At 61.2% G+C, this 23,694-nt stretch carries 19 protein-coding genes; 17 read left to right on the forward strand and 2 right to left on the reverse strand.

The annotated features are described in order from the left end of the window. Positions 1 to 66 precede the first annotated feature (66 nt). Together AC07N4_RS02420 and AC07N4_RS02425 are read left to right on the forward strand one after the other, a co-directional pair. Positions 67 to 1,722, forward strand: a complete 1,656-nt coding sequence (locus AC07N4_RS02420) for a PqiB family protein (RefSeq protein WP_102620021.1) — start codon at positions 67 to 69, stop codon at positions 1,720 to 1,722. A gap of 16 nt (positions 1,723 to 1,738) precedes the next feature. Continuing rightward, on the forward strand, positions 1,739 to 2,290 hold the full coding sequence (locus AC07N4_RS02425; protein WP_192558054.1) for a PqiC family protein: 552 nt from the start codon (positions 1,739 to 1,741) through the stop codon (positions 2,288 to 2,290). Here the strand turns inward: AC07N4_RS02425 and AC07N4_RS02430 are convergent. Further along, entirely contained in the window at positions 2,248 to 3,561 is a 1,314-nt protein-coding gene (locus AC07N4_RS02430) for a sensor histidine kinase (RefSeq protein WP_273536268.1), read from the reverse strand. The genes AC07N4_RS02425 and AC07N4_RS02430 overlap by 43 nt on opposite strands. A gap of 326 nt (positions 3,562 to 3,887) precedes the next feature. On the opposite strand from AC07N4_RS02430, the gene pmrG reads away from it, so the two are divergent. The 6 genes from pmrG (at position 3,888) to AC07N4_RS02460 (ending at position 11,931) form a co-directional block, all read left to right on the forward strand. Continuing rightward, positions 3,888 to 4,541, forward strand: coding sequence for a lipopolysaccharide core heptose(II)-phosphate phosphatase PmrG (gene pmrG / locus AC07N4_RS02435; protein ID WP_096821451.1), 654 nt, complete (start codon positions 3,888 to 3,890; stop codon positions 4,539 to 4,541). 281 nt (positions 4,542 to 4,822) lie between these two features. Beyond that, positions 4,823 to 6,535, forward strand: a complete 1,713-nt coding sequence (arnT, locus tag AC07N4_RS02440; protein WP_493064867.1) for a lipid IV(A) 4-amino-4-deoxy-L-arabinosyltransferase — start codon at positions 4,823 to 4,825, stop codon at positions 6,533 to 6,535. Continuing rightward, the gene (locus AC07N4_RS02445) at positions 6,532 to 8,061 is read left to right on the forward strand and encodes an ArnT family glycosyltransferase (protein ID WP_102620026.1); all 1,530 of its coding nucleotides are present in this window, start codon (positions 6,532 to 6,534) and stop codon (positions 8,059 to 8,061) included. The genes arnT (AC07N4_RS02440) and AC07N4_RS02445 overlap by 4 nt, the downstream gene beginning before the upstream one ends. Before the next feature lie 202 nt (positions 8,062 to 8,263). After that, a complete protein-coding gene (locus AC07N4_RS02450) occupies positions 8,264 to 9,277 on the forward strand; it encodes an iron ABC transporter substrate-binding protein (protein WP_096821454.1) in 1,014 nt (337 codons plus the stop codon). Positions 9,278 to 9,280: 3 nt separating this feature from the next. Next, on the forward strand, positions 9,281 to 10,876 hold the full coding sequence (locus AC07N4_RS02455) for an ABC transporter permease (protein ID WP_493064868.1): 1,596 nt from the start codon (positions 9,281 to 9,283) through the stop codon (positions 10,874 to 10,876). After that, complete coding sequence (locus AC07N4_RS02460; RefSeq protein WP_493064869.1) at positions 10,873 to 11,931, forward strand: ABC transporter ATP-binding protein; 1,059 nt, start codon at positions 10,873 to 10,875, stop codon at positions 11,929 to 11,931. The genes AC07N4_RS02455 and AC07N4_RS02460 overlap by 4 nt, the downstream gene beginning before the upstream one ends. A 7-nt stretch (positions 11,932 to 11,938) precedes the next feature. Here AC07N4_RS02460 and AC07N4_RS02465 read toward each other — a convergent pair whose 3' ends face one another. Beyond that, positions 11,939 to 12,877, reverse strand: a complete 939-nt coding sequence (locus AC07N4_RS02465; RefSeq protein ID WP_310650451.1) for a site-specific integrase — start codon at positions 12,875 to 12,877, stop codon at positions 11,939 to 11,941. A gap of 372 nt (positions 12,878 to 13,249) precedes the next feature. On the opposite strand from AC07N4_RS02465, the gene arnB reads away from it, so the two are divergent. Genes arnB through AC07N4_RS02510 form a run of 9 tightly spaced genes read left to right on the forward strand, consistent with a single transcriptional unit; the run spans position 13,250 to position 23,660 of the window. Then, entirely contained in the window at positions 13,250 to 14,398 is a 1,149-nt protein-coding gene (arnB, locus tag AC07N4_RS02470; RefSeq protein WP_096821457.1) for a UDP-4-amino-4-deoxy-L-arabinose aminotransferase, read from the forward strand. Then, a complete protein-coding gene (gene arnC / locus AC07N4_RS02475) occupies positions 14,395 to 15,420 on the forward strand; it encodes an undecaprenyl-phosphate 4-deoxy-4-formamido-L-arabinose transferase (protein WP_096821458.1) in 1,026 nt (341 codons plus the stop codon). The genes arnB and arnC overlap by 4 nt, the downstream gene beginning before the upstream one ends. Then, entirely contained in the window at positions 15,417 to 17,408 is a 1,992-nt protein-coding gene (gene arnA / locus AC07N4_RS02480) for a bifunctional UDP-4-amino-4-deoxy-L-arabinose formyltransferase/UDP-glucuronic acid oxidase ArnA (protein ID WP_102620030.1), read from the forward strand. Before arnC ends, arnA begins: the two co-directional genes overlap by 4 nt. Beyond that, positions 17,408 to 18,292 (forward strand): 4-deoxy-4-formamido-L-arabinose-phosphoundecaprenol deformylase, encoded by an 885-nt coding sequence (gene arnD, locus AC07N4_RS02485; RefSeq protein ID WP_096821460.1) that lies wholly within the window; start codon positions 17,408 to 17,410, stop codon positions 18,290 to 18,292. The genes arnA and arnD overlap by 1 nt, the downstream gene beginning before the upstream one ends. Beyond that, a complete protein-coding gene (gene arnT / locus AC07N4_RS02490) occupies positions 18,289 to 19,938 on the forward strand; it encodes a lipid IV(A) 4-amino-4-deoxy-L-arabinosyltransferase (RefSeq protein WP_096821461.1) in 1,650 nt (549 codons plus the stop codon). Before arnD ends, arnT (AC07N4_RS02490) begins: the two co-directional genes overlap by 4 nt. Further along, positions 19,935 to 20,279 (forward strand): 4-amino-4-deoxy-L-arabinose-phosphoundecaprenol flippase subunit ArnE, encoded by a 345-nt coding sequence (gene arnE / locus AC07N4_RS02495; protein ID WP_065257283.1) that lies wholly within the window; start codon positions 19,935 to 19,937, stop codon positions 20,277 to 20,279. The genes arnT (AC07N4_RS02490) and arnE overlap by 4 nt, the downstream gene beginning before the upstream one ends. Continuing rightward, complete coding sequence (gene arnF, locus AC07N4_RS02500) at positions 20,276 to 20,689, forward strand: 4-amino-4-deoxy-L-arabinose-phosphoundecaprenol flippase subunit ArnF (protein ID WP_493064870.1); 414 nt, start codon at positions 20,276 to 20,278, stop codon at positions 20,687 to 20,689. The genes arnE and arnF overlap by 4 nt, the downstream gene beginning before the upstream one ends. Next, entirely contained in the window at positions 20,686 to 22,065 is a 1,380-nt protein-coding gene (locus AC07N4_RS02505) for a UDP-glucose dehydrogenase family protein (protein WP_096821463.1), read from the forward strand. The genes arnF and AC07N4_RS02505 overlap by 4 nt, the downstream gene beginning before the upstream one ends. Then, on the forward strand, positions 22,062 to 23,660 hold the full coding sequence (locus AC07N4_RS02510; RefSeq protein ID WP_493064871.1) for an ArnT family glycosyltransferase: 1,599 nt from the start codon (positions 22,062 to 22,064) through the stop codon (positions 23,658 to 23,660). Before AC07N4_RS02505 ends, AC07N4_RS02510 begins: the two co-directional genes overlap by 4 nt. The last annotated feature ends 34 nt before the right edge of the window (positions 23,661 to 23,694 follow it).

The raw sequence follows: 23,694 nt of genomic DNA on the forward strand, positions 1-23,694 counted from the left end.
TTCTATATTGATGAAGTGCTTTTGCGTTCCTGACGCTCAGTGCCCAACACACTCTGGAGGTCATGGATGGAGTCGTCAGCCGCCGATCAACCGCGAGCACCCGGCCAGGCACCGATCAAGACCCGGCGTTTCAGCATTTCGCTGGTGTGGATCGTGCCGATTGTCGCCGTGCTGGTGGGCATTTCGCTGGTGGTGCACAACCTGATGCAGGAAGGCCCGACGATCGTCGTCACCTTCAAGACCGGCAGCGGTCTGACCGCCAACAAGACCGAAGTCAAATACCGCAACGTGGTGGTCGGCCAGGTCTCGGATGTCGAACTGAGCGACGACCAGAAGAGCGTCAACGCCACGATCAAGCTGTCCAAACAGGCCGAAACTTTCACCCGCGAAGACTCGCAATTCTGGGTGGTACGCCCGCGTATCGGCGCGGGTGGCGTGTCGGGCATCGATACCCTGCTGTCTGGCGATTACATTGGTGCCGATATCGGCCAATCGAACGATCGCGCCAAGTATTTCAAAGGCCTGGAAAACCCGCCCCCGATCACCTATGGCGAACCGGGCAGGCGCTTCAACCTGCACGCCTCGGATCTGGGTTCGCTGGACATCGGCTCCCCCGTCTACTACCGCAAGATCCCGGTCGGCCAGGTGGTGGCCTATGCCCTGGACCCCGACGGCAAAGGGGTGAATATCGAAGTGTTCATTCACGCGCCGAACGATGCCTACGTCACGGAAAACACCCGTTTCTGGAACGCCAGCGGCATTGACGTGAACGTCGGTGCCAATGGTTTTGCGGTGAAAACCGAATCGTTGTCGACCTTGCTGGTCGGTGGCATCGCCTTCCGCGCACCCGATTACAGCCCCAACGATGTCGCCGCGGCGGATGAAAAGTCCTTCGATCTGTTCGAAGACCAGATGACCGCCCTCGCCCCGCCCAACGGCAAACCGCAGTACCTGAGCCTGCGTTTCGATCAGTCGCTGCGCGGTCTCAAGGTCGATGCTCCGGTGGAATTCCTCGGTATGGAGATCGGCCGGGTGGTCAGCATCAACCTCGACTTCGACGAGAAAAAACGCAGCTTCCCGCTCAACGTCGGCATCGTGATCTACCCGCAACGTCTGGGACGGGCCCACGAAAAGATGCTCAAGGTGCTCAACCACAACCCGGACGACGAAGCCGCCGGCGTGCGTCTGATCGGCACCTTCATCGACAACGGCCTGCGCGCCCAGGCCCGCAGCGGCAACCTTCTCACGGGTCAGCTGTACATCGCTTTGGACTTCTTCCCCAAAGCCGAAAAAGTCGCGTTTGACCCCACCGCTCGCCCGATCAGCGTTCCGACCGTCCCCGGCAGCCTCGAACAGTTGCAGGAAAAACTCGAGGCCATGGTCGACAAACTCAACAAGCTGCCGGTGGAACGCATCGCCGGCAATCTCGACAGCAATCTGGTGGAGCTGCGCAAAGGCCTGACCCAATTCAACGCCAAGACCCTGCCCGGTGTTCAGAGCACCCTGGCGGACGTGAGCAAGACCCTGCAATCGGCCAGCTCGACCCTGGCCGAAGACTCGCCGCAACGCGAGCAACTGACCCAGACCCTCGACGAACTCGGGCGCATGTCGCGCTCGTTGCGTGAACTGTCGGATTACCTGGGCCGTCATCCGGAATCGCTGATTCGCGGTCGCCCCGACAACGCCGCGCCGCTGGATCTCAAAGGACCGCCGCGCAATTGAGCACAGGAGCTGTCCCATGGCTTTACCGCTGAAGTTCACCGTGCTCGCTGCGTGCCTGCTGCTGGGTGCCTGTCGCAGCGACCCGATCAGCTTTCATACCCTGACCCCGGCACAACCGGCGGCCGGCAGATCGGGCTCGGACATTGCCATTGAAGGCATCAGCGTGCCGCCGCAGGTCGACCGGCCGCAGATCGTCATCCGCCAGGGCAACAGTGGCCTGGCGATTCTGGAAACCGAATGGTGGGGCGCCAGCCTGGCCGACGAACTGCGCAGTGCCCTGGTGGATCAACTGAGCAACGCCGGCGGGTCGCGCAAAGTCTCGGTGCGCATCGACGTGCAACGTTTCGATTCGCTTCCCGGGCAATACGCACTGATCGACGCCAAATGGCGACTGCGCGCAACCGGTGAATCCGACAATGGGCTGCTCACCTGCCGTTCAGTCCTGCAAACGCCGTCCGGGCCGAGCATCAATGAACTGGTGATTGCACAACAGAACAACGTCAAGCGACTGGCTGCGCAGATCACTCAGGCGGCGGGTAATGGACGGGGCTGTCCGCCGGCGTCCTGAGTGGCAGGGCTCAACTTCACGCTGAAGCGGCAACCGTTGGATTCGCCCGTACTCAGGTTCACCTGCCATTGCTGTCGCTTGCAGATCCGCTGCACCAGCGACAATCCCAGCCCAAGCCCCTCTCCCCGACCTTCGTCGCCGCGCACGAAGGGCTGAAATACGGCCTGACGCTGTTCTTCCGGAATGCCGATGCCACTGTCCTCCACCACGAAGCCGTTGGCCCTTAAGGTCAATCGGACAAAACCCCGATCGGTGTAATGCCAGGCATTACGCAGCAGGTTACCCATCACCGATTGCAGAAACGTCAGGTTGAAACGTTCCATGCAGGGCTGATCCACGTCGTAGAAAAACTCCAGCCCTTTTTCGCGAATCAGTCGGCCCCAGATCTCGCACTGAGCATCGGCAACTTCCTTGAGCGTGACGCAAATATCATTGCCGGCATCATCCTCGGCGCGAGCCAGCATCAGGAAGGTATCGACCAGTTGGCGCATCTCGTGGCTGGCCCGGGCGATGCGATTGACCTGTGCGGTCGAACGGGGATCCAGCGACGGATTGGCGAGCAACAATTCACAGGAGCCGCCCAGCACCATCAACGGCGTGCGCAGTTCATGGCTGACATCGCTGGTGAACAGTTTTTCGCGGCTCAGGGTTTCGCGCAAACGCCCCAGTGTCTGATCGAACGACAACGCCAGCTCTCCCACTTCATCCGCCGCATAGTCCGGGTGCAGCGGGGGCGCCAGCACCAACAGCTGATCGCGGTGGCGAACCTGGCGTGCCAGACGAATGACCGGCGCCATCACCCGCCGCGCCAACAACCGACCGAGCATGATCGCCAGCAGGATGCTCAGGAGAAACCCGACCGTGACCACGATGAACAGCAACCGCTCACGTTGTTCGAGGCTTTCCTGATCACGCAGCAGCACGTATTTGCGCCCGCCGACCACCTCGACCATCGCGAAAAAATCGTCGCCGTTGAACATGATTTCCTGGAATCCGGGTGACAGCGCGGCCAGTGACGGAATCAGTGCCATGGGCCCGGGCCCGCCTTCAAAGAAAAACAATTCACTCTTTTCCGGCTGATGACTCCAGCGATTGATGTCATCCATCGCCAGCAAGCGGTGCAGGCCGCCACTCAGAGTGCTGGTGGCCAGTTTGTGTTCGACCACATGCACGGCGGCAACGATGCCCAGCGCGAATACCCCGGCGACCAGGGCGCTCATCAAAGCGAACACGATGACGATCCGTTTCGTCAGGCTTTGCTTGAGATCCATTCGGGTCGATGACTCCACTGCTGATTTCAGACTTCCCGGTCAAAAACAGGCGAGCGCCGCGACATTGACCGAACCTGCGCAGCTTCACCGCAAACATAAACATTTGTTAAGCCAGGCCGGTAAAAAAAGGGTATTTGAGTATGGTTATCAAACACCCGGTTAATTGCGCATTTTCAACTCTCGCAAATTTTTCACATGTTCTTCACTGCCCCCCAACGTGCACAAACGTAATGTTCAGCCAATATTCAAGTTCACAACTATAAAAGTTGGTTAAATCGCCGGCCAATCTCGCCTGCGACGTCAAGGGGCATGCCGTGGAGCGACAGATGCAATTAACAGCGACATATAAACAACGCCGGACGCTGCGACTTGGAAGACTGCTGACCATCATCGGTTCGTTGCTGGTCATTGCGCTGGTCAGCGGCTTCGTCTGGATGACCCGTTCGCCCATCGATCTGGGCCAGGCCGGCCATGCGGCCAAGGCTGATTTGACCAAGGCCTGGCAGGCCGGCGAAGTCGTTGCTCTGGTGCGTCATGCCGAACGTTGCGACCGTTCCGACAATCTTTGCCTGGGCCCGGCCGACGGTATCACCAAGGCCGGCAACGACTCTGCAGCGCTGGTGGGCAAAGGCTTCGTGGCACTGGGCATGCAGCAGGCTCAGGTGTTCACCAGCCCGCTGACGCGTACCGTGCAAACGGCGCGTGCCATGTTCGGGCAGGACGCCACAGCCCAGATCTGGCTTGAGTCCTGTGGTTCTTCACTGCGCAACGACGTGGTGGCGCACAAGGTGGCGCAACGCAATCTGGTGCTGGTCACCCACAGCGGCTGCATCAGCGACTTTGAAAAACAGACCGGTTTCCCCCACGCAATCGCCGCCGATTACGGCAGCACCCTGTTCGTACGCATCGATGACAAGGGGCAACTTAAAGTGCTGGGCATCATGAATGCCGACGCTTGGTCCCAACTCAAAAATCATTAATGCTTTAGTTGGATCGGGTCGGCAAGGCTGAACTTTTTTTCAACTAACCAGCGCTGATTTCATTAATTTGTAATGAGACATGTATCTGCCCCCGATTTACTGGACAACTGTTTTTTTTAAGCTTGGCTTTATCGCGAGAACTTCGGCCTGGAGGTACGACAGTTCTCTGGATACAGGAAACGCCCGACACCTGCATTCATTCAACACGATGACACGCCCGCTCAGGAACGCGCCGGGCAGGTCATCGACACAAGAACTTCGTTCGGTACCAAGGCTCTGTCATGACGTCTGAAAACAACCCGCTGCGACACGCTGCCCGTCATTTTCCCCCCGCCACAACTTTCGAACGCTTGGCCATCCCCGGCCTGATTCTGGCTTTCGTGGTGTTTTACCTGCTGCCGTTGATGACTCACGGCCTGTGGATCCCCGATGAAACCCGCTACGGCCAGATCAGCCAGGAAATGCTGCTCAGCGGCAACTGGGTGGCCCCGCACTTCATGGGCATCCGTTATTTCGAGAAGCCGATCGCCGGTTACTGGATGATTGCGATCGGTCAGGCGATCTTCGGTGACAACCTGTTCGGCGTGCGTATCGCTTCGGCGCTGAGTACCGGTGCCAGCGTCTGGCTGACCTACCTGATGGCCCGCCGGCTCTGGAACAACCCGCGCATCAGCGCCGCGAGCGCCCTGCTTTATATGAGTTTCGGGCTGATTGCCGGTCAGGCCGGTTATGCCAACCTCGATCCGCAGTTCACCTTGTGGGTCAACCTGAGCATGGTTGCCGTGTGGTTTGCCATCGACAGCCGCACGCCCCGCGCTCGCCTGGGTGGCTGGGCGCTGCTGGGTGTGGCGTGCGGCATGGGCCTGATGACCAAGGGCTTTCTGGCCTTGCTGCTGCCGGTACTGATCGCCCTGCCCTACATGATCTGGCAACGTCGCTTCGGCGAACTGGTGCGCTACGGACTGGTCGCCGTGGTGGTTTGCGTGCTGATCAGCCTGCCGTGGGTGTTGGCTGTTCATTACCGGGAACCTGACTTCTGGCGGTTCTTCTTCTGGCACGAACACATCCGTCGCTTTGCCGCCGGCGATGCCGCGCAACATGCTCGCCCGTGGTGGTTCTACCTGCCGTTGCTGTTTGCCTCCACCCTGCCGTGGGCCGTGCTGCTGCCTTCGACGCTCCTGCGCACCTGGCGTGAAAAGCGTGAGGCGAAAACCGCTTACCTGGCGCTGTGGTTCCTGTTGCCACTGGCCTTTTTCAGCCTGAGCAGCGGCAAGCTGCCGACCTACATCATGCCGTGCCTGCTTCCAATCGCACTCTTGATGGGGCAGACCGTGGTCAACTGGCTGGATCAGCACAGTGGCCGCGTCCTGCGCCTGAACGGCGTGATCAATACCGTCATCGCCAGCGCTGCGCTGGTGGCGCTGCTTTATCTGCAAGCGACCAAGGAAATCTACGAAAACACCGAGATGTTCAGCCTGTCGCTGGTGTACATCGTGCTGGTGGGCTGGATCATCGCCAACGCCTTGCAGGTGTTGCGACCACTGACGTTATGGGCGATGCCGGCGCTGGGCATCGGTCTGCTGGTGGCGCTGCTGCCTGCGGCCATGCCGGCACAGATCGTCAACAGCAAGATGCCTGACCAGTTCATTGCCGAGCATCAACAGGAACTGGGTGAAACCTCATCCTTGCTGAGCAACGACCTGGGCGCGGCCTCGGCGCTGTCGTGGCGTTTGAAGCGGCCGCAAGTGGATCTGTTCAACACGATCGGTGAACTCAAGTACGGCCTCGAAGACCCGGCCATGGCGGCGCGTAAAGTCACCATGGAAAACGTCGGCCAATGGATGACCGATGCGCGGAAAAAAGGCGCGGTCGGTGTCGTCTTGCGCGTCAACAGTACCCAGGAAGAGCAGGAAGTCGAATTGCTGCCGGTGGACGGCAAGCACTACCGTCGCGGCAATCTGCAGATCTTCATCTTTGCGCAGAGCCAGCCATGACCTTGCGCAACAATGAACGGGGCGCCCTGCTGCTCCTGCTGGCCGCCAGCGCCCTGATGTTGCTGCTCGGCCTGGGCAGCCGCGAGCTCTGGGGCGCAGAAACCCGCTGGGCCAACATCGCGTTGCAGATGCTGCAAAGCGGCGATTACTTCGACCCGTACCTCAAGGGCGATCCCTACTACGACAAACCGTTGTTGTCGTATTGGCTGATCACCGCAACCGCCTGGCTGACCGGTGGCCTGGATCACTGGTCGTTGCGCCTGTCTTCGGTGGTGTCCGCGTGGTTGAGCGTCTGGCTGGTGTACCTGCTGGGCGAGCGCCTGTTTCGAAAAGGCACCGGCCTGATCGCCGGGTGGATGCTGGCGACCACGTTCTATTTCGTGTTCTGGGCACGGGTCGCCACGGCTGACATCCTGACCGTGTGCGGCGTGTTGGCGGCAGTCTGGTGGTACTGGCGCGGGCCGGAAGACACCCGGTTTTCGCGCTACGTGGTGTTTTGCGGCTTGCTGGCCCTGACCTCGCTGTTCAAAGGCCTGATCGGCTTCATCCTGCCGGGGCTGGTGCTGTTGCCACACCTGCTGAATGAAGGCCGCTGGAAGCGTCATCTCAACCTGCGCCTGCTGGGGGCGCTGCTGGTGGCCGGGGCGTTCTATATGACGCCATTCCTGCTGTCCCATCTCTACGGCGCGCCGAACTACGGGGAAAGCGGCCTGGGATTGGTGCTGAGGGAAAACGTCGTGCGGTTCTTCCAGCCGTTCGACAACATCGGCCCGATCTACACCTATTTGTTGTACCTGCCGGTGTATACCCTGCCCTGGGCGCCGTGCTGGATCATCGCCCTGTGGGTTGCCGCGCGGAACTGGAAACACATCGAACCGGACACCCGCTGGCTGATTCAGGGCCTGGGGTTGTTGATGCTGTTCTTCACCGCCAGCGGCAGTCGGCGCAGTTACTACGTGCTGCCGCTGGTACCGTTCGCACAACTGCTCGGGGCCTGGTGGATCACCCGGCGCATGGCTGCGCGCAATGCCGAAAGCCCGTTCGGCGGGCGTGGCCTGAAAATCGGTTTCGGCGTGGCTACCGTCCTGCTGCTCGGTATTCTCGGCGTGCTTTACCCGTGGACCAACAGCGGCGGCGGCGCGATCCGTTTCGGCGAGACCGTGCGCCTGCAAGCCAGCCAAAAGGCGCCATTGAGTCAGTGGCACATGGTCATGGTCGAGGTGGACAACAAAGTGCCGATGTACCTGCAGACCGGCGGTGCACCGTTCTACTACGTGCCGGAAACCCGGGATTTCCCGCGTGATGGCGATGCTGCCGCGATGTTCGAGTGGCTGGAGCGCACCAGCGGCCGGCATTGGGATCCGCAACGGACCATCTTTGTCGCCCAGTACCGCACCGGCGATCCGGTGCCGCTCGAGCAGCTCGGTCGCGACCATCAAGTCATCACCACCACCCCGACCCGCGGCGAACAAGTGTTCCACGGACGCGAAGATCAAAGCGTCGCCTACCTCCCCCAAGGCTCCTGAAAGACAACGCCGGGTTCGCCCGGCGTCCCCGCCAAGTGACTGCTAACCTGAATGGCAATGACATGTATTAACGGTTTGTTTGACGTTTTTTTCTCATTTGCCTCTCTACATTGCCAGCCAGCCAACATATGCAAATCATTCGCATTGAAATTTCCTCGCGAACGGTTGCCCATAACGTCTAAAAAACAGGAGCTGCCCCGTCATGAGTTCATCCATTCCGTCCTTTCTGAAGCACGCTGCTCTGGCGACGGCGCTGCTGGCTGCCGGCCAGGTGTTTGCCGCCGACTCGGTTGGTATCGTGGTCTACAACGCCCAGCATGAAACCCTGACCAAGGCGTGGGTCGCCGGCTTCACCGAAGAAACCGGGATCCCGGTCACGATCCGTAACGGCGACGACACGGAAATGGGCAACCAGATCGTGCAGGAAGGTGCGTCTTCTCCGGCAGACGTGTTCCTGACGGAAAACTCCCCGGCGATGGTGCTGGTGGACAATGCCAAGCTGTTCGCCCCGGTAGCACCGGCCACCCTTGAACAAGTGGGCGCAGCCTATCGTCCGGCGCACGGCCAATGGGTCGGCATCGCCGCTCGCTCCACCGTATTCGTCTATAACCCGGCGAAACTGGCGGAAAAAGACCTGCCAAAATCCCTGACGGACCTCGCCTCCCCTGCCTGGAAAGGCCGCTGGGCCGCCTCGCCTGCCGGTGCGGATTTCCAGGCCATCGTTGCCGCCGTGCTGGAACAGAAAGGCGAAGCCGCCACCCTTGAATGGCTCAAGGGCATGAAAGCCAACTTCACCGCCTACCGTGGCAACAGCTCCGTGCTCAAAGCGGTCAATGCCGGGCAGATCGACAGCGGCGTGATCTATCACTATTACTACTTCGTCGATCAGTCCAAGACCGGCGAAAACAGCAAGAACACCGCCCTGCACTACTTCAAGCATCAGGACCCGGGCGCGTTCGTGAGCATTTCCGGCGGTGGCGTGCTGGCGTCCAGCAAGCACAAGGACGAGGCTCAGAAATTCCTCCAGTACATCACTGGCAAGCAGGGCCAGGAAGTTTTGCGCACCGGCAACTCCTTTGAATACGCCGTGGGCAAGGACGCAGCATCCAACGCCAAACTGGTGCCGTTGAAGGATCTGGACGCGCCAAAAGTCGACGCATCGAAGCTCGACAGCAAGAAAGCCGTCGAACTGATGACCCAGGCAGGACTGCTGTAATTGATGCCTGAAACTTTACCGGCGGGGATCGCTGCGGCCTCCCCCGCCAACCTTTCACGCAGGACCCGCGCCCTCAACGGTCGCGGGAGCCCTTGGGTGGTCGTGCTGGCGATCGGTGTGTCACTGCTGTCGTTACTGCCGATCGGTTTTGTCATCGGCGTGTCGTGGTACACCGGTTGGGCGACCATCGAAGCCTTGATCTTCCGCCCCCGGGTGGCCGAACTGCTGATCAACACCGTATTGCTGGTATTGATCACCCTGCCAATCTGCATTGTGCTCGGCACCACTCTCGCCTGGCTGACCGAACGCACCAATCTGCCAGGGCGACGATTGTGGTCACTGCTGGCGGTCGCGCCGCTGGCGGTGCCGGCGTTCGTGCACAGTTACGCGTGGGTCAGTCTGATTCCGTCGATCAATGGATTGCCGGCCGGCGTGCTGGTGTCGGTGATCGCCTATTTTCCGTTCCTTTATCTGCCGATCGCAGCGACATTGCGTCGCCTCGACCCAGCGATTGAAGACGTTGCCGAATCCCTCGGCCTCAAGCCGTGGGCGGTGTTCTTCCGGGTGGTCTTGCCGCAATTACGGCTGGCGATCTGTGGCGGTGCGCTGTTGGTGGGTCTGCACCTGCTGGCCGAGTACGGCCTGTACGCAATGATCCGCTTCGATACGTTCACTACCGCCATTTTCGATCAGTTCAAATCCACCTTTAACGGTCCGGCCGCCAATATGCTCGCCAGTGTATTGGCGCTGTGCTGTCTGGCGATGCTGACCGTTGAATCCAGCGCCCGAGGCCAGGCACGTTATGCCCGGGTCGGTTCCGGCAGCGCCCGCGAACAGCGGACCGTGCGCCTCAAACGTGGCACCGCCGCGCTGGGCCTGTGCCTGCAAGTCCTGACCTGCCTGCTGGCGCTCGGCGTCCCGATGCTGACGCTGGGCAAGTGGCTGATCGCGGGCGGCGCCGAGGTCTGGCAAGGCGAAGAGTTGTTGCCGGCGCTGCTTCAGACCCTGTCGTTCGGCGTGGCCGGGGCGTTGTTGACCAGCCTTGCCGCGATTCCGATTGCCTGGCTGTCGATCCGCGCGCCCGGCAAGCTGCAGCGTCTGCTTGAAGGCTGTAACTACATCACCAGTTCTCTGCCGGGGATTGTCGTGGCACTGGCGCTGGTCACCGTGACGATCCACTTCGCCCGGCCGATCTACCAGACCACCATCACTGTGCTGCTGGCGTACCTGCTGATGTTCCTGCCGCGAGCGCTGGTCAGCCTGCGTGCCGGTTTCGCCCAGGCGCCGGTGGAGCTGGAAAACATCGCGCAAAGCCTCGGTCGCTCGCCCCTGCGCGCCTTGTGGCTGATCACCCTGCGCCTGGCCGCGCCCGGTGCGGCAGCGGGTGCAGCGCTGGTGTTCCTGGCGATCACCAATGAATTGACCGCAACCCTGTTGCTCGCGCCCAATGGCACGCGCACCCTGGCCACCGGTTTCTGGGCCATGACCAGCGAAATCGACTACGCCGCCGCAGCGCCTTACGCGCTGCTGATGGTGGTGCTTTCGCTGCCGCTCACGGCCATCCTCTATCACCAATCCAGGCGCAGTGCCGGCCGATGAACGCTCTCGACATCATCAATCTCAGCAAATCCTTCGGCGCGCAAACGGCGCTGGACACCATCAACCTGTCCGTTCCGACGGGCAGCCGCACCGTGATCGTCGGCCCGTCAGGCTCCGGCAAGACCACGCTGCTGCGAATGATCGCCGGGTTCGAATTTCCCGATGCCGGCAGCCTGACGCTCAACGGCCAGACGCTGGTCGACAGCACCCACGCCGTGCCCGCCTACCAGCGGCAGATCGGCTATGTACCGCAGGATGGCGCGCTGTTTCCGCACATGACCGTGGCGGACAACATCGGTTTCGGGCTCAGCGAGACCGGCAGCACCAGAACCGAGCGCATTCAGGCGCTGATGGACAGTGTGGCCCTGAACGCCAACATGGCCGCGCGCTGGCCCCACGAACTGTCCGGTGGCCAGCAGCAACGGGTGTCACTCGCCCGGGCACTGGCCCAGCAACCACGCCTGATGCTGTTGGATGAACCCTTTTCCGCCCTCGACACCGGCCTGCGCGGCGCCATGCGCAAAATGGTCGCCCGCCTGCTCGAAGAGGCCGGTGTGACCACGATTCTGGTCACCCACGACCAAAGCGAAGCGCTGTCGTTTGCCGACCAGTTGGCCGTCATGCGTGACGGACGACTGGTGCAATCGGGGCATCCGATGGACCTCTACCGCTATCCGGACGACGAGCAGACCGCACGTTTTCTCGGTGAAGCGGTGGTCATGCCGGCGCGGATCGAGGCCGGCTGGGCCCATTGCGATCTGGGACGGATCGCGGTGAACAGCAACGGTTTCTCCGGCCCGGCGCAGATCATGCTACGCCCGGAACAGCTTCAGCTGTCCGACCTTCCCGCCGACTCGGAGGGCTGCAATGCCGTCGTCACCGAACGCGACTTCGGCGGCAATACCTGCACCCTGACGGTCGAACTTTGCGCCAGCGTCAACGAAGAAGCTGGCCGCTCGCTACTGGTTCGCAGCACGGGCATGCACGCGCCACCGGCCGGCAGCGCCGTGCAACTGTCGATACTTGGGGCCGCCCACGTCTTCGAAGCGTCCTGACGTTCAGCTACAGATCGAAACGATCCACGGCGCGGCGCCGCTCGTTGTCGTCGCGCACGTCGTAGTTGGCGGTCGTCTGGATATTGCTGTGGTGCGCCAGTTTCTGGGCAATCGACAGGTCGTGCTCCTCGATCACCCGGGTGATGAATGAACGGCGGAAATCGTGGGGCATGATCTTCACCCCGACCTGCGTGCCGCGCTGGCGGGCGATGTAATAGATCGCATGTTTGGTGATGCGCTCGCGGGTGATGTGGCTGCCACGGCGGATGCGGTTGAACAGAAACGCATCGTCGCTTTCACCTTCCTTGAGCTCGGAACGGCGAAATTCCAGCCAGGTATTGAGTTTGGCGAACGCCCAGGCCGGTGCGTACTTGATCAGTTGCTTGTTGCCCTTGGCGTTGACGCACAGGCTGCGTTCAGTGAAATCCACCTGGTTCAAATCCAGGTCCACTGACTCGGATTTACGCATTCCGGTGCCGTACAACAGCGCAATCACGGCAGCATCACGCAGCCCCTGCGGGCGCGGGTCGGCGGCGCAGACTTCCATCAGTTCGTGAATCAGCGTGCGCTTCAGATTGCGCCCCTGAGACAGTCGCGTGCCGGCGATGCCCTTGACCGAACGCATCTTCAAAAGATGATCCTGAGAGATCAGGCTCATGCGCCAGGCTTCGTTCATCACGCCGCGAATGGCATTTACATAAAGTGAAGAGGTGTTGGGGGCATAGTTGTCTGCACGCAATGCCGCGACTAACGCCACAACATCTTCGGGTTGTAAGGCGTGCCACGGAATGTCCTCGACATTCATGTCTTCAAAGCCGAGACGGTCGGCGGCATCCTGCAAAACGTAACGCATGGTGAGTTGGCTGGAGGGTGCCAAACGCGCCAGATACAAGGACAAAGGGTTACTTCTGATGGATTCTGAAGGGGTAACGGATAAGCTGCTCAAACGAAAGGCCTTGAGTAAAAACAGTCCAGCACAACAACTAACAACTGCAATGAACTTGATGTAAAGAAGAGTCTTGTAGTAGGACTTTTCCGATAAAACCGCAGAAGTCTGAACAGCGGCTGTATGAATTTCAGATAAACGATTCACCGACCGGTTTTTCATATTCCTTTCACAAAATCGGGAATAACCTTAGGTGGATAGGTCCTCAGTCGGTACCGCCCAACCTGCCGGGCAACGCCTGAAAAGTCAACCAACCCCCGACGTCTTGCTGCTCCAGCAACTCGTTGATGCAAAACCCGTTTTTTGCGTCTACGCTGGGATTGGATCCGATGAACAGATGGATCTGTCCATTTTTATCGCAATGAGGTGTCCATGAGTCAGGCGTTTCTCCCCTTCTCCCGCCCGAGTATTGGCGATGAGGAAATTGCGGCCGTCGAACAGGTACTGCGTTCAGGCTGGATCACCACCGGGCCGAAAAACCAGGCACTTGAAGAACAGTTCGCGCAGTACGTGGGTTGCAAGCACGCCGTTGCACTGTCGTCTGCCACCGGCGGGATGCACATCACCCTGCTGGCCCTGGGCATTGGCCCTGGCGATGAAGTCATCACGCCTTCGCAGACCTGGGTCTCCACCGGCAACATGATTTCCCTGCTCGGTGCCACGCCGGTGTTCGTCGATGTCGACCGCGACACCCTGATGACCGACGCGGCCCGCATCGAAGCCGCCATCACGCCGCGCACCAAAGCCATCATTCCCGTGCATTACGCCGGCGCCGCGTTCGATCTCGATCCGCTGTATGCCCTGGCCGACAAGCATGGCATCGCAGTCATCGAAGACGCCGCCCACGCTGCCGGCACCCGCTACAAGGGCCGCCACGTCGGCTCACACGGCACGGCGATCTTCTCGTTCCACGCGATCAAGAACATGACCTGCGCCGAAGGCGCGATGTTCGTCACCGACGATGAAGCCCTGGCCGCCCGTGTACGCATGCTCAAGTTCCACGGTCTGGGCGTCGATGCCTACGACCGCCTGACCGGTGGCCGCAAACCGCAGGCCCAGGTCATGGAACCGGGCTTCAAATACAACCTGTCCGACATCAACGCCGCGATTGCCCTGGTGCAACTGCAGCGTCTGGACGCCATCAACGCCCGCCGTACTGAACTGGCCACCCAATACCTGCAAAAGCTCGAAGGTCTGCCGGTGCAACCGCTGGCCGTGCCGCAGTACGCCCAGCAGCACGCCTGGCACCTGTTCATCCTGCGCATCGACAGCGAGCGCTGCGGGATGGATCGCGAAGCCTTCATGAAAGGTTTGCAGGAGCAAGGCATCGGCACCGGTATCCATTTCATTGCCACCCACCTGCACACCTGGTACCGCCAGCGTGACCCTGATCTGTATCTGCCCAACACCGAATGGAACTCGGCGCGGCTGTGCTCGATTCCGCTGTTCCCCGACATGACCGACCAGGATCTGGATCGTGTTGTCGGTGCCATCGCCACCCTTATGGACAAACGCTCGTGAGACCTTACCCGATAAAATGCGTGTCGATCGTCATCCCGGTCTACAACGAAGAGGACAGTCTGCCTGAGCTGCTTCGGCGCACAGAGGCGGCCTGCGCCCAACTCAAACATGACTACGAAATCGTGCTGGTCGACGACGGCAGTCGCGATGAATCGGCCAACATGCTCGAGGAAGCCGCCGGGCGTGAAAACAGCCCGTTCGTAGCGGTCATCCTCAACCGCAACTACGGTCAGCACGCGGCGATCATGGCCGGTTTCGAACAGTGCAAGGGCGACGTGGTGATTACCCTCGACGCCGACCTGCAAAACCCGCCGGAAGAAATCCCGCGTCTGGTGGCCGAAGCCGAAAAAGGCTACGACGTGGTCGGCACCGTGCGCGGTAACCGTCAGGATTCGGCCCTGCGCCGCTATCCGTCGAAGCTGATCAACCTCGCCGTGCAACGCTCCACCGGCGTGGCCATGAGCGACTACGGCTGCATGCTGCGCGCCTATCGCCGCACCATCATCGACGCGATGCTCGCCTGCCGCGAACGCAGCACGTTCATTCCGATCCTGGCCAACAGCTTCGCCCGTCACACCACCGAAATCGTCGTGGCCCACGCCGAGCGTGAACACGGTGATTCGAAATACAGCCCGATGCGCCTGATCAACCTGATGTTCGATCTGGTCACCTGCATGACCACCACGCCGTTGCGTCTGTTGAGCATCGTCGGCTTCGCCATGGCCGGTCTGGGTGTGCTGTTCGCCGTTGCGCTGATCATCCTGCGCCTGGCGTTCGGCGCGGGCTGGGCCGGTGACGGCACTTTCGTACTGTTTGCGGTGCTGTTCGTGTTTACCGGTGGCCAGTTCATCGGTATGGGCCTGCTGGGTGAATACCTGGGGCGCATGTACAGCGACGTGCGAGCTCGCCCGCGTTTCTTCATTGAAAAGGTGTTGCGCAGTCAGCCGGCCTCCCCGGCACCTGCGGTCACCGTTGATGGTCTCTCTTCTACTTCCACTTCTTCCGATCAGGTTCTCTCATGAGTGCAAAAACCGTTGTCTTCGCTTACCACGATATTGGCTGCGCCGGCATTGAAGCCCTGTTGAACAGCGGCTACGACATTGCAGCAGTGTTCACTCACGCCGATGATCCGAAGGAAAACGCCTTCTACGCCTCGGTTGCGCAACTGTGCGCCAACAAGGGCATTCCGGTGCACGCGCCGGAAGACGCCAACCACCCGCTGTGGATCGAGCGCATCGCCAAGCTCGACCCGGATTACATTTTCTCGTTCTACTACCGCAACCTGCTGAGCGAGCCGCTGCTGGCCCTCGCCAAAAAAGGTGCGTTCAACCTGCACGGCTCGCTGCTGCCACGCTACCGTGGTCGCGCACCGGCCAACTGGGTGCTGGTCAACGGCGAAACCGAAACCGGCGTTACCCTGCACCGCATGGTCAAGCGCGCTGATGCCGGCGCCATCGTCGCCCAGCAACGCGTGGCCATCGAGCGCAGCGATACCGGTCTGAGCCTGCACGCCAAGCTGCGCACCGCTGCCAGCGATCTGCTGCGTGACACCCTGCCGAACATGCTGCAAGGCAAGATCACCGAAACCCCGCAAGACGAATCCAAAGCCACCGTGTTTGGTCGCCGTACCCCGGCTGACGGCAAGCTGGTCTGGGCAAAACCGGCCGAAGAGCTGTTCAACCTGGTTCGCGCCGTGACCCGTCCCTACCCGGGCGCCTTCTGCGCCGTGGGCGAGCACAAGCTGATCGTCTGGAGCGCCGAAGTCGTCAAGGGCAACGAAGGTCAGGCCCCTGGCCGCGTGATCAGCGTCGATCCGCTGCGTATTGCCTGCGGTGAAGACTCGCTGGTGATCAACGCCGGTCAGCGCAACGACAACGGCCTGTACCTGAGCGGCCCGCAACTGGCCAACGAACTCGGTCTGGTGGACGGTTCGCTGCTGCGCGGCGCCGAGTCCGGCCGTGCACCACGCCGCACCCGCGTGCTGATCCTGGGCGTCAACGGCTTCATCGGCAACCACTTGTCCGAGCGCCTGCTGCGTGACGACCGCTACGAAGTCTATGGCCTGGACATCGGTTCCGACGCCATCTCCCGTCTGCGCGACCACCCGAACTTCCACTTCGTCGAAGGCGACATCAGCATTCACTCCGAGTGGATCGAGTACCACATCAAGAAGTGCGACGTGGTCCTGCCACTGGTGGCGATCGCCACGCCGATCGAATACACCCGCAACCCGCTGCGCGTGTTCGAACTGGACTTCGAAGAGAACCTGAAACTGGTTCGCTACTGCGTCAAGTACAACAAGCGCGTGATCTTCCCGTCGACCTCCGAAGTCTATGGCATGTGCCAGGACAAGAACTTCGACGAAGACAGCTCGAACCTGATCGTCGGCCCGATCAACAAGCAGCGCTGGATCTACTCGGTCTCCAAGCAACTGCTGGACCGCGTAATCTGGGCTTACGGCGCCAAAGGCCTGAACTTCACCCTGTTCCGTCCGTTCAACTGGATGGGTCCGCGTCTGGACCGTCTGGACTCGGCCCGTATCGGCAGCTCCCGCGCCATCACCCAGCTGATCCTGAACCTGGTGGAAGGCACGCCGATCCGCCTGTTCGACGGCGGCGAGCAGAAACGCTGCTTCACCGACATCGCTGACGGCGTTGAAGCCCTGGCACGCATCATCGATAACGACAACGATGTCTGCAACGGCCAGATCATCAACATCGGCAACCCGGAAAACGAAGCCAGCATCCGTCAACTGGGCGAAGAACTGCTGCGTCAGTTCGAAGCTCACCCGCTGCGCTCCAACTTCCCTCCATTCGCCGGTTTCCGCGACGTGGAAAGCAAGGCGTTCTACGGTGCCGGTTACCAGGACGTGGAACACCGCAAGCCAAGCATCGCCAACGCCAAGCGCCTGCTGAACTGGGAGCCGACCGTGGAAATGCGCGAGACCATCGGCAACACGCTCGACTTCTTCCTGCGTGAAGCCATGCTCGAAATCGCGGACAAGCGTTAATGCAGGCAGGTCTTCGTATCGATGTCGACACCTACCGAGGCACCCGTGAAGGGGTGCCCCGGCTGCTGGAAATCCTCGACGAAGCGCAGGTCAAGGCAACGTTTTTCTTCAGTGTCGGCCCGGACAACATGGGCCGACATCTGTGGCGCCTGATCCGCCCGCAATTCCTCTGGAAAATGCTCCGTTCCAATGCTGCCGGCCTTTACGGCTGGGACATTCTGCTGGCCGGCACCGCCTGGCCCGGCAAGCCGATCGGTCGCGATCTCGGGCACCTGATGCGTCAGGCCCGGGACGCCGGTCATGAAGTCGGCCTGCACGCCTGGGATCACCATGGCTGGCAGGCCAATGCCGGCACCTGGAGCGACGCGCAACTGATCGAGCAGATCCGTCGCGGCGTCGACACCCTCAGCGACATCATCGGCGAGAAGATCCAGTGCTCGGCCGCCGCCGGCTGGCGTGCGGACGAACGTGTGATCGAAGCCAAGGAAACCTTCGGTTTTCGCTACAACAGCGACTGCCGCGGGCAACAGGTGTTTCGACCTCTGTTGGCCGATGGTTCGGTGGGTGCGCCGCAGATTCCGGTGGACATGCCAACCTTCGACGAAGTGGTCGGCCCGACCGTGGCGGCGAAGGACTTCAACACCTTCATCCTTGACCGGTTCCGTCCGGACAACCTCAACAACTACACCATTCATGCCGAAGTAGAAGGGATTCTGATGGCCGAAGAGTTTCGTCGATTGCTGGCCGATGCACGCCAGCGACACATCGAGTTCAAACCTTTGGGCGACCTGCTGCCCGAGTTTCTCAACACATTGCCTGTCGGCCGTGTGCAACGTGGCGCCCTCGAAGGCCGTGAAGGCTGGCTGGGAGTGCAAGGCGCATGAGCAAACGCTGGGCATTGCCGCTGCTGATCGGACTTTTTCTGCTGGCCTACCTGCTGCCGCTCGGCACGCATGGCTTGTGGATTCCCGATGAAACCCGTTACGCACAGATCAGCCAGGACATGCTGCTGAGCGGCAACTGGGTGTCCCCGCATTTCATGGGCCTGCGTTATTTCGAGAAACCGATTGCCGGTTACTGGATGATCGCGCTCGGCCAGGAATTGTTCGGGCAGAACCTGTTCGGTGTGCGTTTCGCCTCGGCCCTCAGCACCGGATTGAGTGTGCTGTTGTGTTTCCTGATCGCCCGCCGGTTGTGGAACGAGCCGCGCAAAAGCTTCATCTGCGCCCTCCTCTACATGAGCTTTACCGTCGTCGCCGGCCAGGCCGGTTACGCCAACCTCGATCCGCAGTTCACCTTCTGGGTCAACCTGAGCCTCGTAGCGCTGTGGTTTGCCGTCGACAGCCGCAGTACCGGGCAACGTCTGGCCAGTTGGGCGGTGTTGGGGCTGGCCTGTGGCATGGGGTTCATGACCAAGGGTTTTCTCGCCTGGCTGCTGCCGGTGCTGATCGCCCTGCCGTGGATGCTCTGGCAGAAGCGCTGGCGTGAGCTGCTGATCTACGGTCCGGTGGCGATTGCCGTGGCAATCATCGTCAGCCTGCCCTGGGTCCTCGCGGTTCACGCGCAGGAGCCAGACTACTGGCGGTTCTTCTTCTGGCACGAACACATCCGCCGCTTTGCCGGTGACGACGCTCAACATGATGCGCCGTGGTGGTTCTATCTGCCGTTGCTGGTCGCGTTCAGCCTGCCATGGGTCGGCATGCTGCCGCCGGCCTTCAAGCAGGCCTGGCAGACTCGTGCTCAACCGGGCATTGCCTTCCTGCTGCTGTGGCTGGTGATGCCACTGGCGTTTTTCAGCCTGGCCAACGGCAAGCTGCCGACCTACATCCTGCCGTGCCTGCTGCCGCTGGCGCTGTTGCTGGGCCATGCACTGGCCGACCGTCTGCGTCTGGAACAAGGTCGGGCACTGAGCGTCAATGGCCTGCTGAACCTGGTGCTGGGCGTCATCACGCTGATCGCACTGGTTTACCTGCAATTGAAAAAACCGGTGTACGACCACGAACTGCACAGCATGGTGCTGGTGTTCATCGCCCTGATCGGCTGGATCATCGCCAACCTGGCGCAAGCGTTTCTGCCACTGCAATGCTGGGCGGCTCCGGCCCTCGGCAGCCTGCTGCTGATCGGTGTGCTGCCGGCCGCGTTGCCGAAGTCCGTGGTGGCCAACAAGACCCCGGACCAGTTCATCCTGCATCACCTCGACGAACTGTCCGGCACCACTCACCTGTTGAGTAACGATCTGGGGGCCGCCTCGGCACTGGCCTGGCGTCTGAAGCAACCCAAGGTGGCGTTGTACAACACCGTGGGCGAGCTGAAATATGGCCTGTCCTACCCTGAAGGCGCCGAACAGCGGATCACCACCGATGAAGTCCAGCAGTGGGTGCGTGATGCCCGCCGCACCGGCTCGGTCGGCGTGGTCATGCGGGTCAAGGGCGACGACGAGCTGCACGAAGTCGACCTGCTGCCCAAGGACGGCACGCGTTATGAGCAGGGCAACCTGGTGATCATGGTCCTGCCCAAGGATCCGTCATGAGCTGGTTGCTGTTGCTGACCGCGTGTCTGCTGACGTGCCTGGGCCAGGTCGCGCAAAAGTATGCGGTGGAGAGCTGGCGCGGGGTCGACTCGTCCTGGGCCGACAAACTGCGCTCGCCGTGGTTGTGGCTGGCCCTGTTCGCACTGGGCTCGGGTCTGCTGGTCTGGCTGTTGGTGCTGCAACGCCTTGAAGTGGGCATCGCTTACCCGATGCTCAGCCTCAACTTTGTGCTGATTACGCTGATCGCGCGTTTCGTGTTTCGCGAACCGATCGATCGCCAGCACTGGATCGGTGTGGCACTGGTGATCGGCGGCGTGGCACTGCTGGGGCAACAGTCATGAACCAGGGACGCGGCATCGGCTTCGCCCTTGGCAGCGTGTTGCTGGTCAGCGGCGCCCAACTGGGCATGCGCTGGAGCATGACGCGCCTGCCGCAGCCTGAACAATGGTTGTCCGCGCTGACCACCGGCAACGTCAATCTGACGGCGCTGGCGGTGGTGTTCACGGCCATTCTCGCCTATGCGCTGTCGATGCTCTGCTGGCTCGCCGCCCTGCGCGACCTGCCGCTGGGCCGGGCCTATTCACTGCTGAGCATCAGCTACGCGCTGGTGTATCTGCTGGCGGCCAGTCTGCCGCTGTTCAACGAATCCTTCAGTTTTACCAAATCACTGGGCGTGGCACTGGTCATGCTCGGCGTCATCACTATCAACACTCGTCCGGCAAAAGCGCCCGATTTGAGGAGTGCTCCATGAAAATCACAGTATTTGGAAGCGGTTACGTCGGCCTGGTGCAAGCCGCGGTTCTGGCCGAGGTCGGCCATGATGTCGTGTGCATGGATATCGATCAGAAGAAGGTCGAACTGCTCAGCCAGGGTCACGTCAGCATTTTCGAACCGGGGCTGTCGAGTCTGGTCCGTGAAGGCCTGGATTCCAGCCGCCTGCACTTCACGTCCGATGAAAAGTTTGCCGTACAGCACGGTCGCGTAGCGTTCATTGCCGTGGGCACTCCGTCCAGCGAGGATGGCTCGGCCGATTTGAAATACGTCCTGTCGGTGGGCGATGCCGTCGCTCGTCATCGTGAGCAGCCGCTGATCCTGGTCGAGAAATCCACCGTACCGGTCGGCACTGGCGACACCTTGCGTGCGCACATTCAGGCCGCGCTGGACAAGGCCGGGCGTGCACTGCAGTTCGATATCGTCTCCAACCCGGAATTCCTCAAGGAAGGTTCGGCGGTCTCCGACTGCCGTCGTCCGGACCGCATCGTCATCGGCTGCGAAGGCGATGACGTGCGCGATGTCATGCGCGACCTGTACTCGCCGTTCAACCGCAACCATGACCGCATCATGTTCATGGACCTGCGCAGCGCCGAACTGACCAAATACGCCGCCAACTGCATGCTGGCGACCAAGATCAGCTTCATCAACCAGATCGCCGAGCTGGCCGAACACCTGGGCGCAGACATCGAGTCGGTACGCCAGGGCATCGGCGCCGACACGCGCATCGGTTACCACTTCATCTACCCGGGCTGCGGTTACGGTGGCTCGTGCTTCCCCAAAGACATGCGCGCGCTGATCCACAGTGCCGAACAGGCCCATTGCTCCAGCGACCTGCTGCAAGCGGTCGAAGCGATCAACGAGCGTCAGAAGCACAAGCTGTTCGACCGCATCAATGCGTTCTACAAGGGTGATCTGCGCGGCAAGACCTTCGCCCTGTGGGGCCTGGCGTTCAAGCCGAACACCGACGACATGCGCGACGCGCCTAGCCGCGTGCTGCTCGATTCGCTGTTTGCCGCCGGCGCCAGCGTTCGCGCCTTCGACCCGGAAGCGATGCAGGAAACCCAGCATCTGTACCCGAACGAAGAAAAACTGATGCTGATGGGCACCCCGGAATCGGTACTGTCCGGTTCCGACGCGCTGATCATCTGCACCGAATGGCAGCAGTTCAAGGCCCCGGACTTCGACCTGATCCAGCAACGCCTCAAGGACCCGGTGATTTTCGACGGCCGTAACCTGTACGACGCCGATCGCCTGGCACGCAACGGCTTCAAGTACTTCCCGATCGGCCGTGGGGATTCGCGCAAATTGCCGATCCCGCTGCAACAATGGCCTAACACTGCGGACGTCGCTTGATCCCGTTGTCGCCTGCCATCCGCCAGCAGTCCCTGATCGCAGGGCTGCTGGCACTGTTGTTGTTTATCGCCGGGGTTTACGGACAGGCACCCATTGGCTTCGATTCACGTTTTGTACTGTTTGCCCAGGAGATGCTGAGACACGGGCCGACGGTATTCCCGACCACGTATGGCCAGCCGTACGCCGATTATTCGGCGGTTTCGACGCTGTTCATCTGGCTGTTGTCGTTGCCCTTCGGCGCGATCAATACGCTGACGGCGTGGCTGCCCAGCGCCATCGCCGGCGGGGTGATCGTGACGTTGATGTACCGCTTGCTGGCGGTGCATTCGCAACGCTGGGCGTTGATCAGCATTGCACTGCTGATGCTCACCAGCACCTTCGTTACGGAAGTCCGGGCGGTGTCGCAGGACCTGATGCTGGCTGCCGTGGCGCTGTCGGTGTTCTACCTGGGCTACGCACACGACCATTTCGGCTCCGGCCGACGCTGGCCGCTGATCTTTGCCCTGTTGTTGCTGGGCTTCGGCATTCGCGGGCCGATCGGCCTTGTGGTGCCGACCGGCATGCTCTGCAGCTATTACCTGCTCAACCGCCAATGGGCACGGCTGTTAGTGTTCGGTGTGCTGGCGTCGATCCTGCTCGCCGCCTGCGTCGGTCTGCTGTTGTGGCTGGCCAAGCTCAGCGGTGGCGAGGCCTTTCTGCAAGACGTGATCCGCATGCAGTTCATGGGGCGCATGGATGGCAGTGAGGGCGTCAGCGGCTCGCTGTATTACTTCACCAGTTCGCTGGGCAACTACGCGCTGGCCTATCCACTGGCGCTGGTGGTCCTGGCAGCGGCATGGCTGAGCAAACCGCATCAGCGCGGGCCGGCGTTGCGGCTGGTGCAGTATTGCGCGGTGGCCGGGTTGATCGTGATGGTCGGCCTGTCGATTCCACAGGCGAAGAAGGCACGTTACCTGCTGCCGATGTTGCCGATGGCGGCGATCATCGCGGCGTACCCGTTTCAGGTGGCTCATGGTCGGGTGTTCGCGTGGTTGCGCGGGATCATTCAGGGGCTTTGGCTGCTGACGCCGGCGCTGCTGATGGTTGCGTTGCTGGTGGCGCAGCGCAGGTTTCCGGGCGTGCTGACCGGTGTCATGCCGGTGCTGATCGTGCTGGGCGTGCTGCAACTGCTGGCGTTGTCCCGACTGTGGAAATCGCGCTGGCGCGCTGAAGTGCTGGCCCTGAGCGCGGTGCTGGCGTTGTGGACGGTCTATGCGGCGGTGTTCGAGCCGGTAGAACGTGATCTCTACGACACCCGTGCCTTCAGTCGCGCTGCGTTCGCTCAGGTTCAACAGAACCCGGCTCCGCTGGTGCTGCACGGCATGGGCAAAGACGCCAAGGCGATCAAGTTCATGGTCAACGTCGAACAGGACCTGCAACCGCAGTTCACCGAAACCGTTCAGCAACTGGAAGCGCTCAATGCCCCGGCCTGGCTGATCATGGACAGCAAGGACCTGCAATCGCTGCAAGGTACGCCGCTGGCCGGCCTGCAACCGGTCTTGACCGGGCGTTTCGACAAGAACGATTACGTGCTGTTGTACCTGAAACCCTTGTAGACCTCGTTGAAGGCTGCGATCTTGCGGACTTTCC

Source organism: Pseudomonas sp. GW821-FHT09E04, from assembly GCF_059416185.1.

Coding starts and splice junctions, on each gene's coding strand:
- arnB (WP_096821457.1), top strand. CDS start 13,250: ATGAGTCAGGCGTTTCTCCCCTTCTCCCGCCCGAGTATTGGCGATGAG.
- AC07N4_RS02460 (WP_493064869.1), top strand. CDS start 10,873: ATGAACGCTCTCGACATCATCAATCTCAGCAAATCCTTCGGCGCGCAA.
- AC07N4_RS02450 (WP_096821454.1), top strand. CDS start 8,264: ATGAGTTCATCCATTCCGTCCTTTCTGAAGCACGCTGCTCTGGCGACG.
- AC07N4_RS02420 (WP_102620021.1), top strand. CDS start 67: ATGGAGTCGTCAGCCGCCGATCAACCGCGAGCACCCGGCCAGGCACCG.
- pmrG (WP_096821451.1), top strand. CDS start 3,888: ATGCAATTAACAGCGACATATAAACAACGCCGGACGCTGCGACTTGGA.
- arnF (WP_493064870.1), top strand. CDS start 20,276: ATGAACCAGGGACGCGGCATCGGCTTCGCCCTTGGCAGCGTGTTGCTG.
- arnT (WP_096821461.1), top strand. CDS start 18,289: ATGAGCAAACGCTGGGCATTGCCGCTGCTGATCGGACTTTTTCTGCTG.
- arnD (WP_096821460.1), top strand. CDS start 17,408: ATGCAGGCAGGTCTTCGTATCGATGTCGACACCTACCGAGGCACCCGT.
- AC07N4_RS02430 (WP_273536268.1), bottom strand. CDS start 3,561: ATGGATCTCAAGCAAAGCCTGACGAAACGGATCGTCATCGTGTTCGCT.
- arnE (WP_065257283.1), top strand. CDS start 19,935: ATGAGCTGGTTGCTGTTGCTGACCGCGTGTCTGCTGACGTGCCTGGGC.
- AC07N4_RS02425 (WP_192558054.1), top strand. CDS start 1,739: ATGGCTTTACCGCTGAAGTTCACCGTGCTCGCTGCGTGCCTGCTGCTG.
- arnA (WP_102620030.1), top strand. CDS start 15,417: ATGAGTGCAAAAACCGTTGTCTTCGCTTACCACGATATTGGCTGCGCC.
- arnT (WP_493064867.1), top strand. CDS start 4,823: ATGACGTCTGAAAACAACCCGCTGCGACACGCTGCCCGTCATTTTCCC.
- AC07N4_RS02505 (WP_096821463.1), top strand. CDS start 20,686: ATGAAAATCACAGTATTTGGAAGCGGTTACGTCGGCCTGGTGCAAGCC.
- AC07N4_RS02455 (WP_493064868.1), top strand. CDS start 9,281: ATGCCTGAAACTTTACCGGCGGGGATCGCTGCGGCCTCCCCCGCCAAC.
- AC07N4_RS02445 (WP_102620026.1), top strand. CDS start 6,532: ATGACCTTGCGCAACAATGAACGGGGCGCCCTGCTGCTCCTGCTGGCC.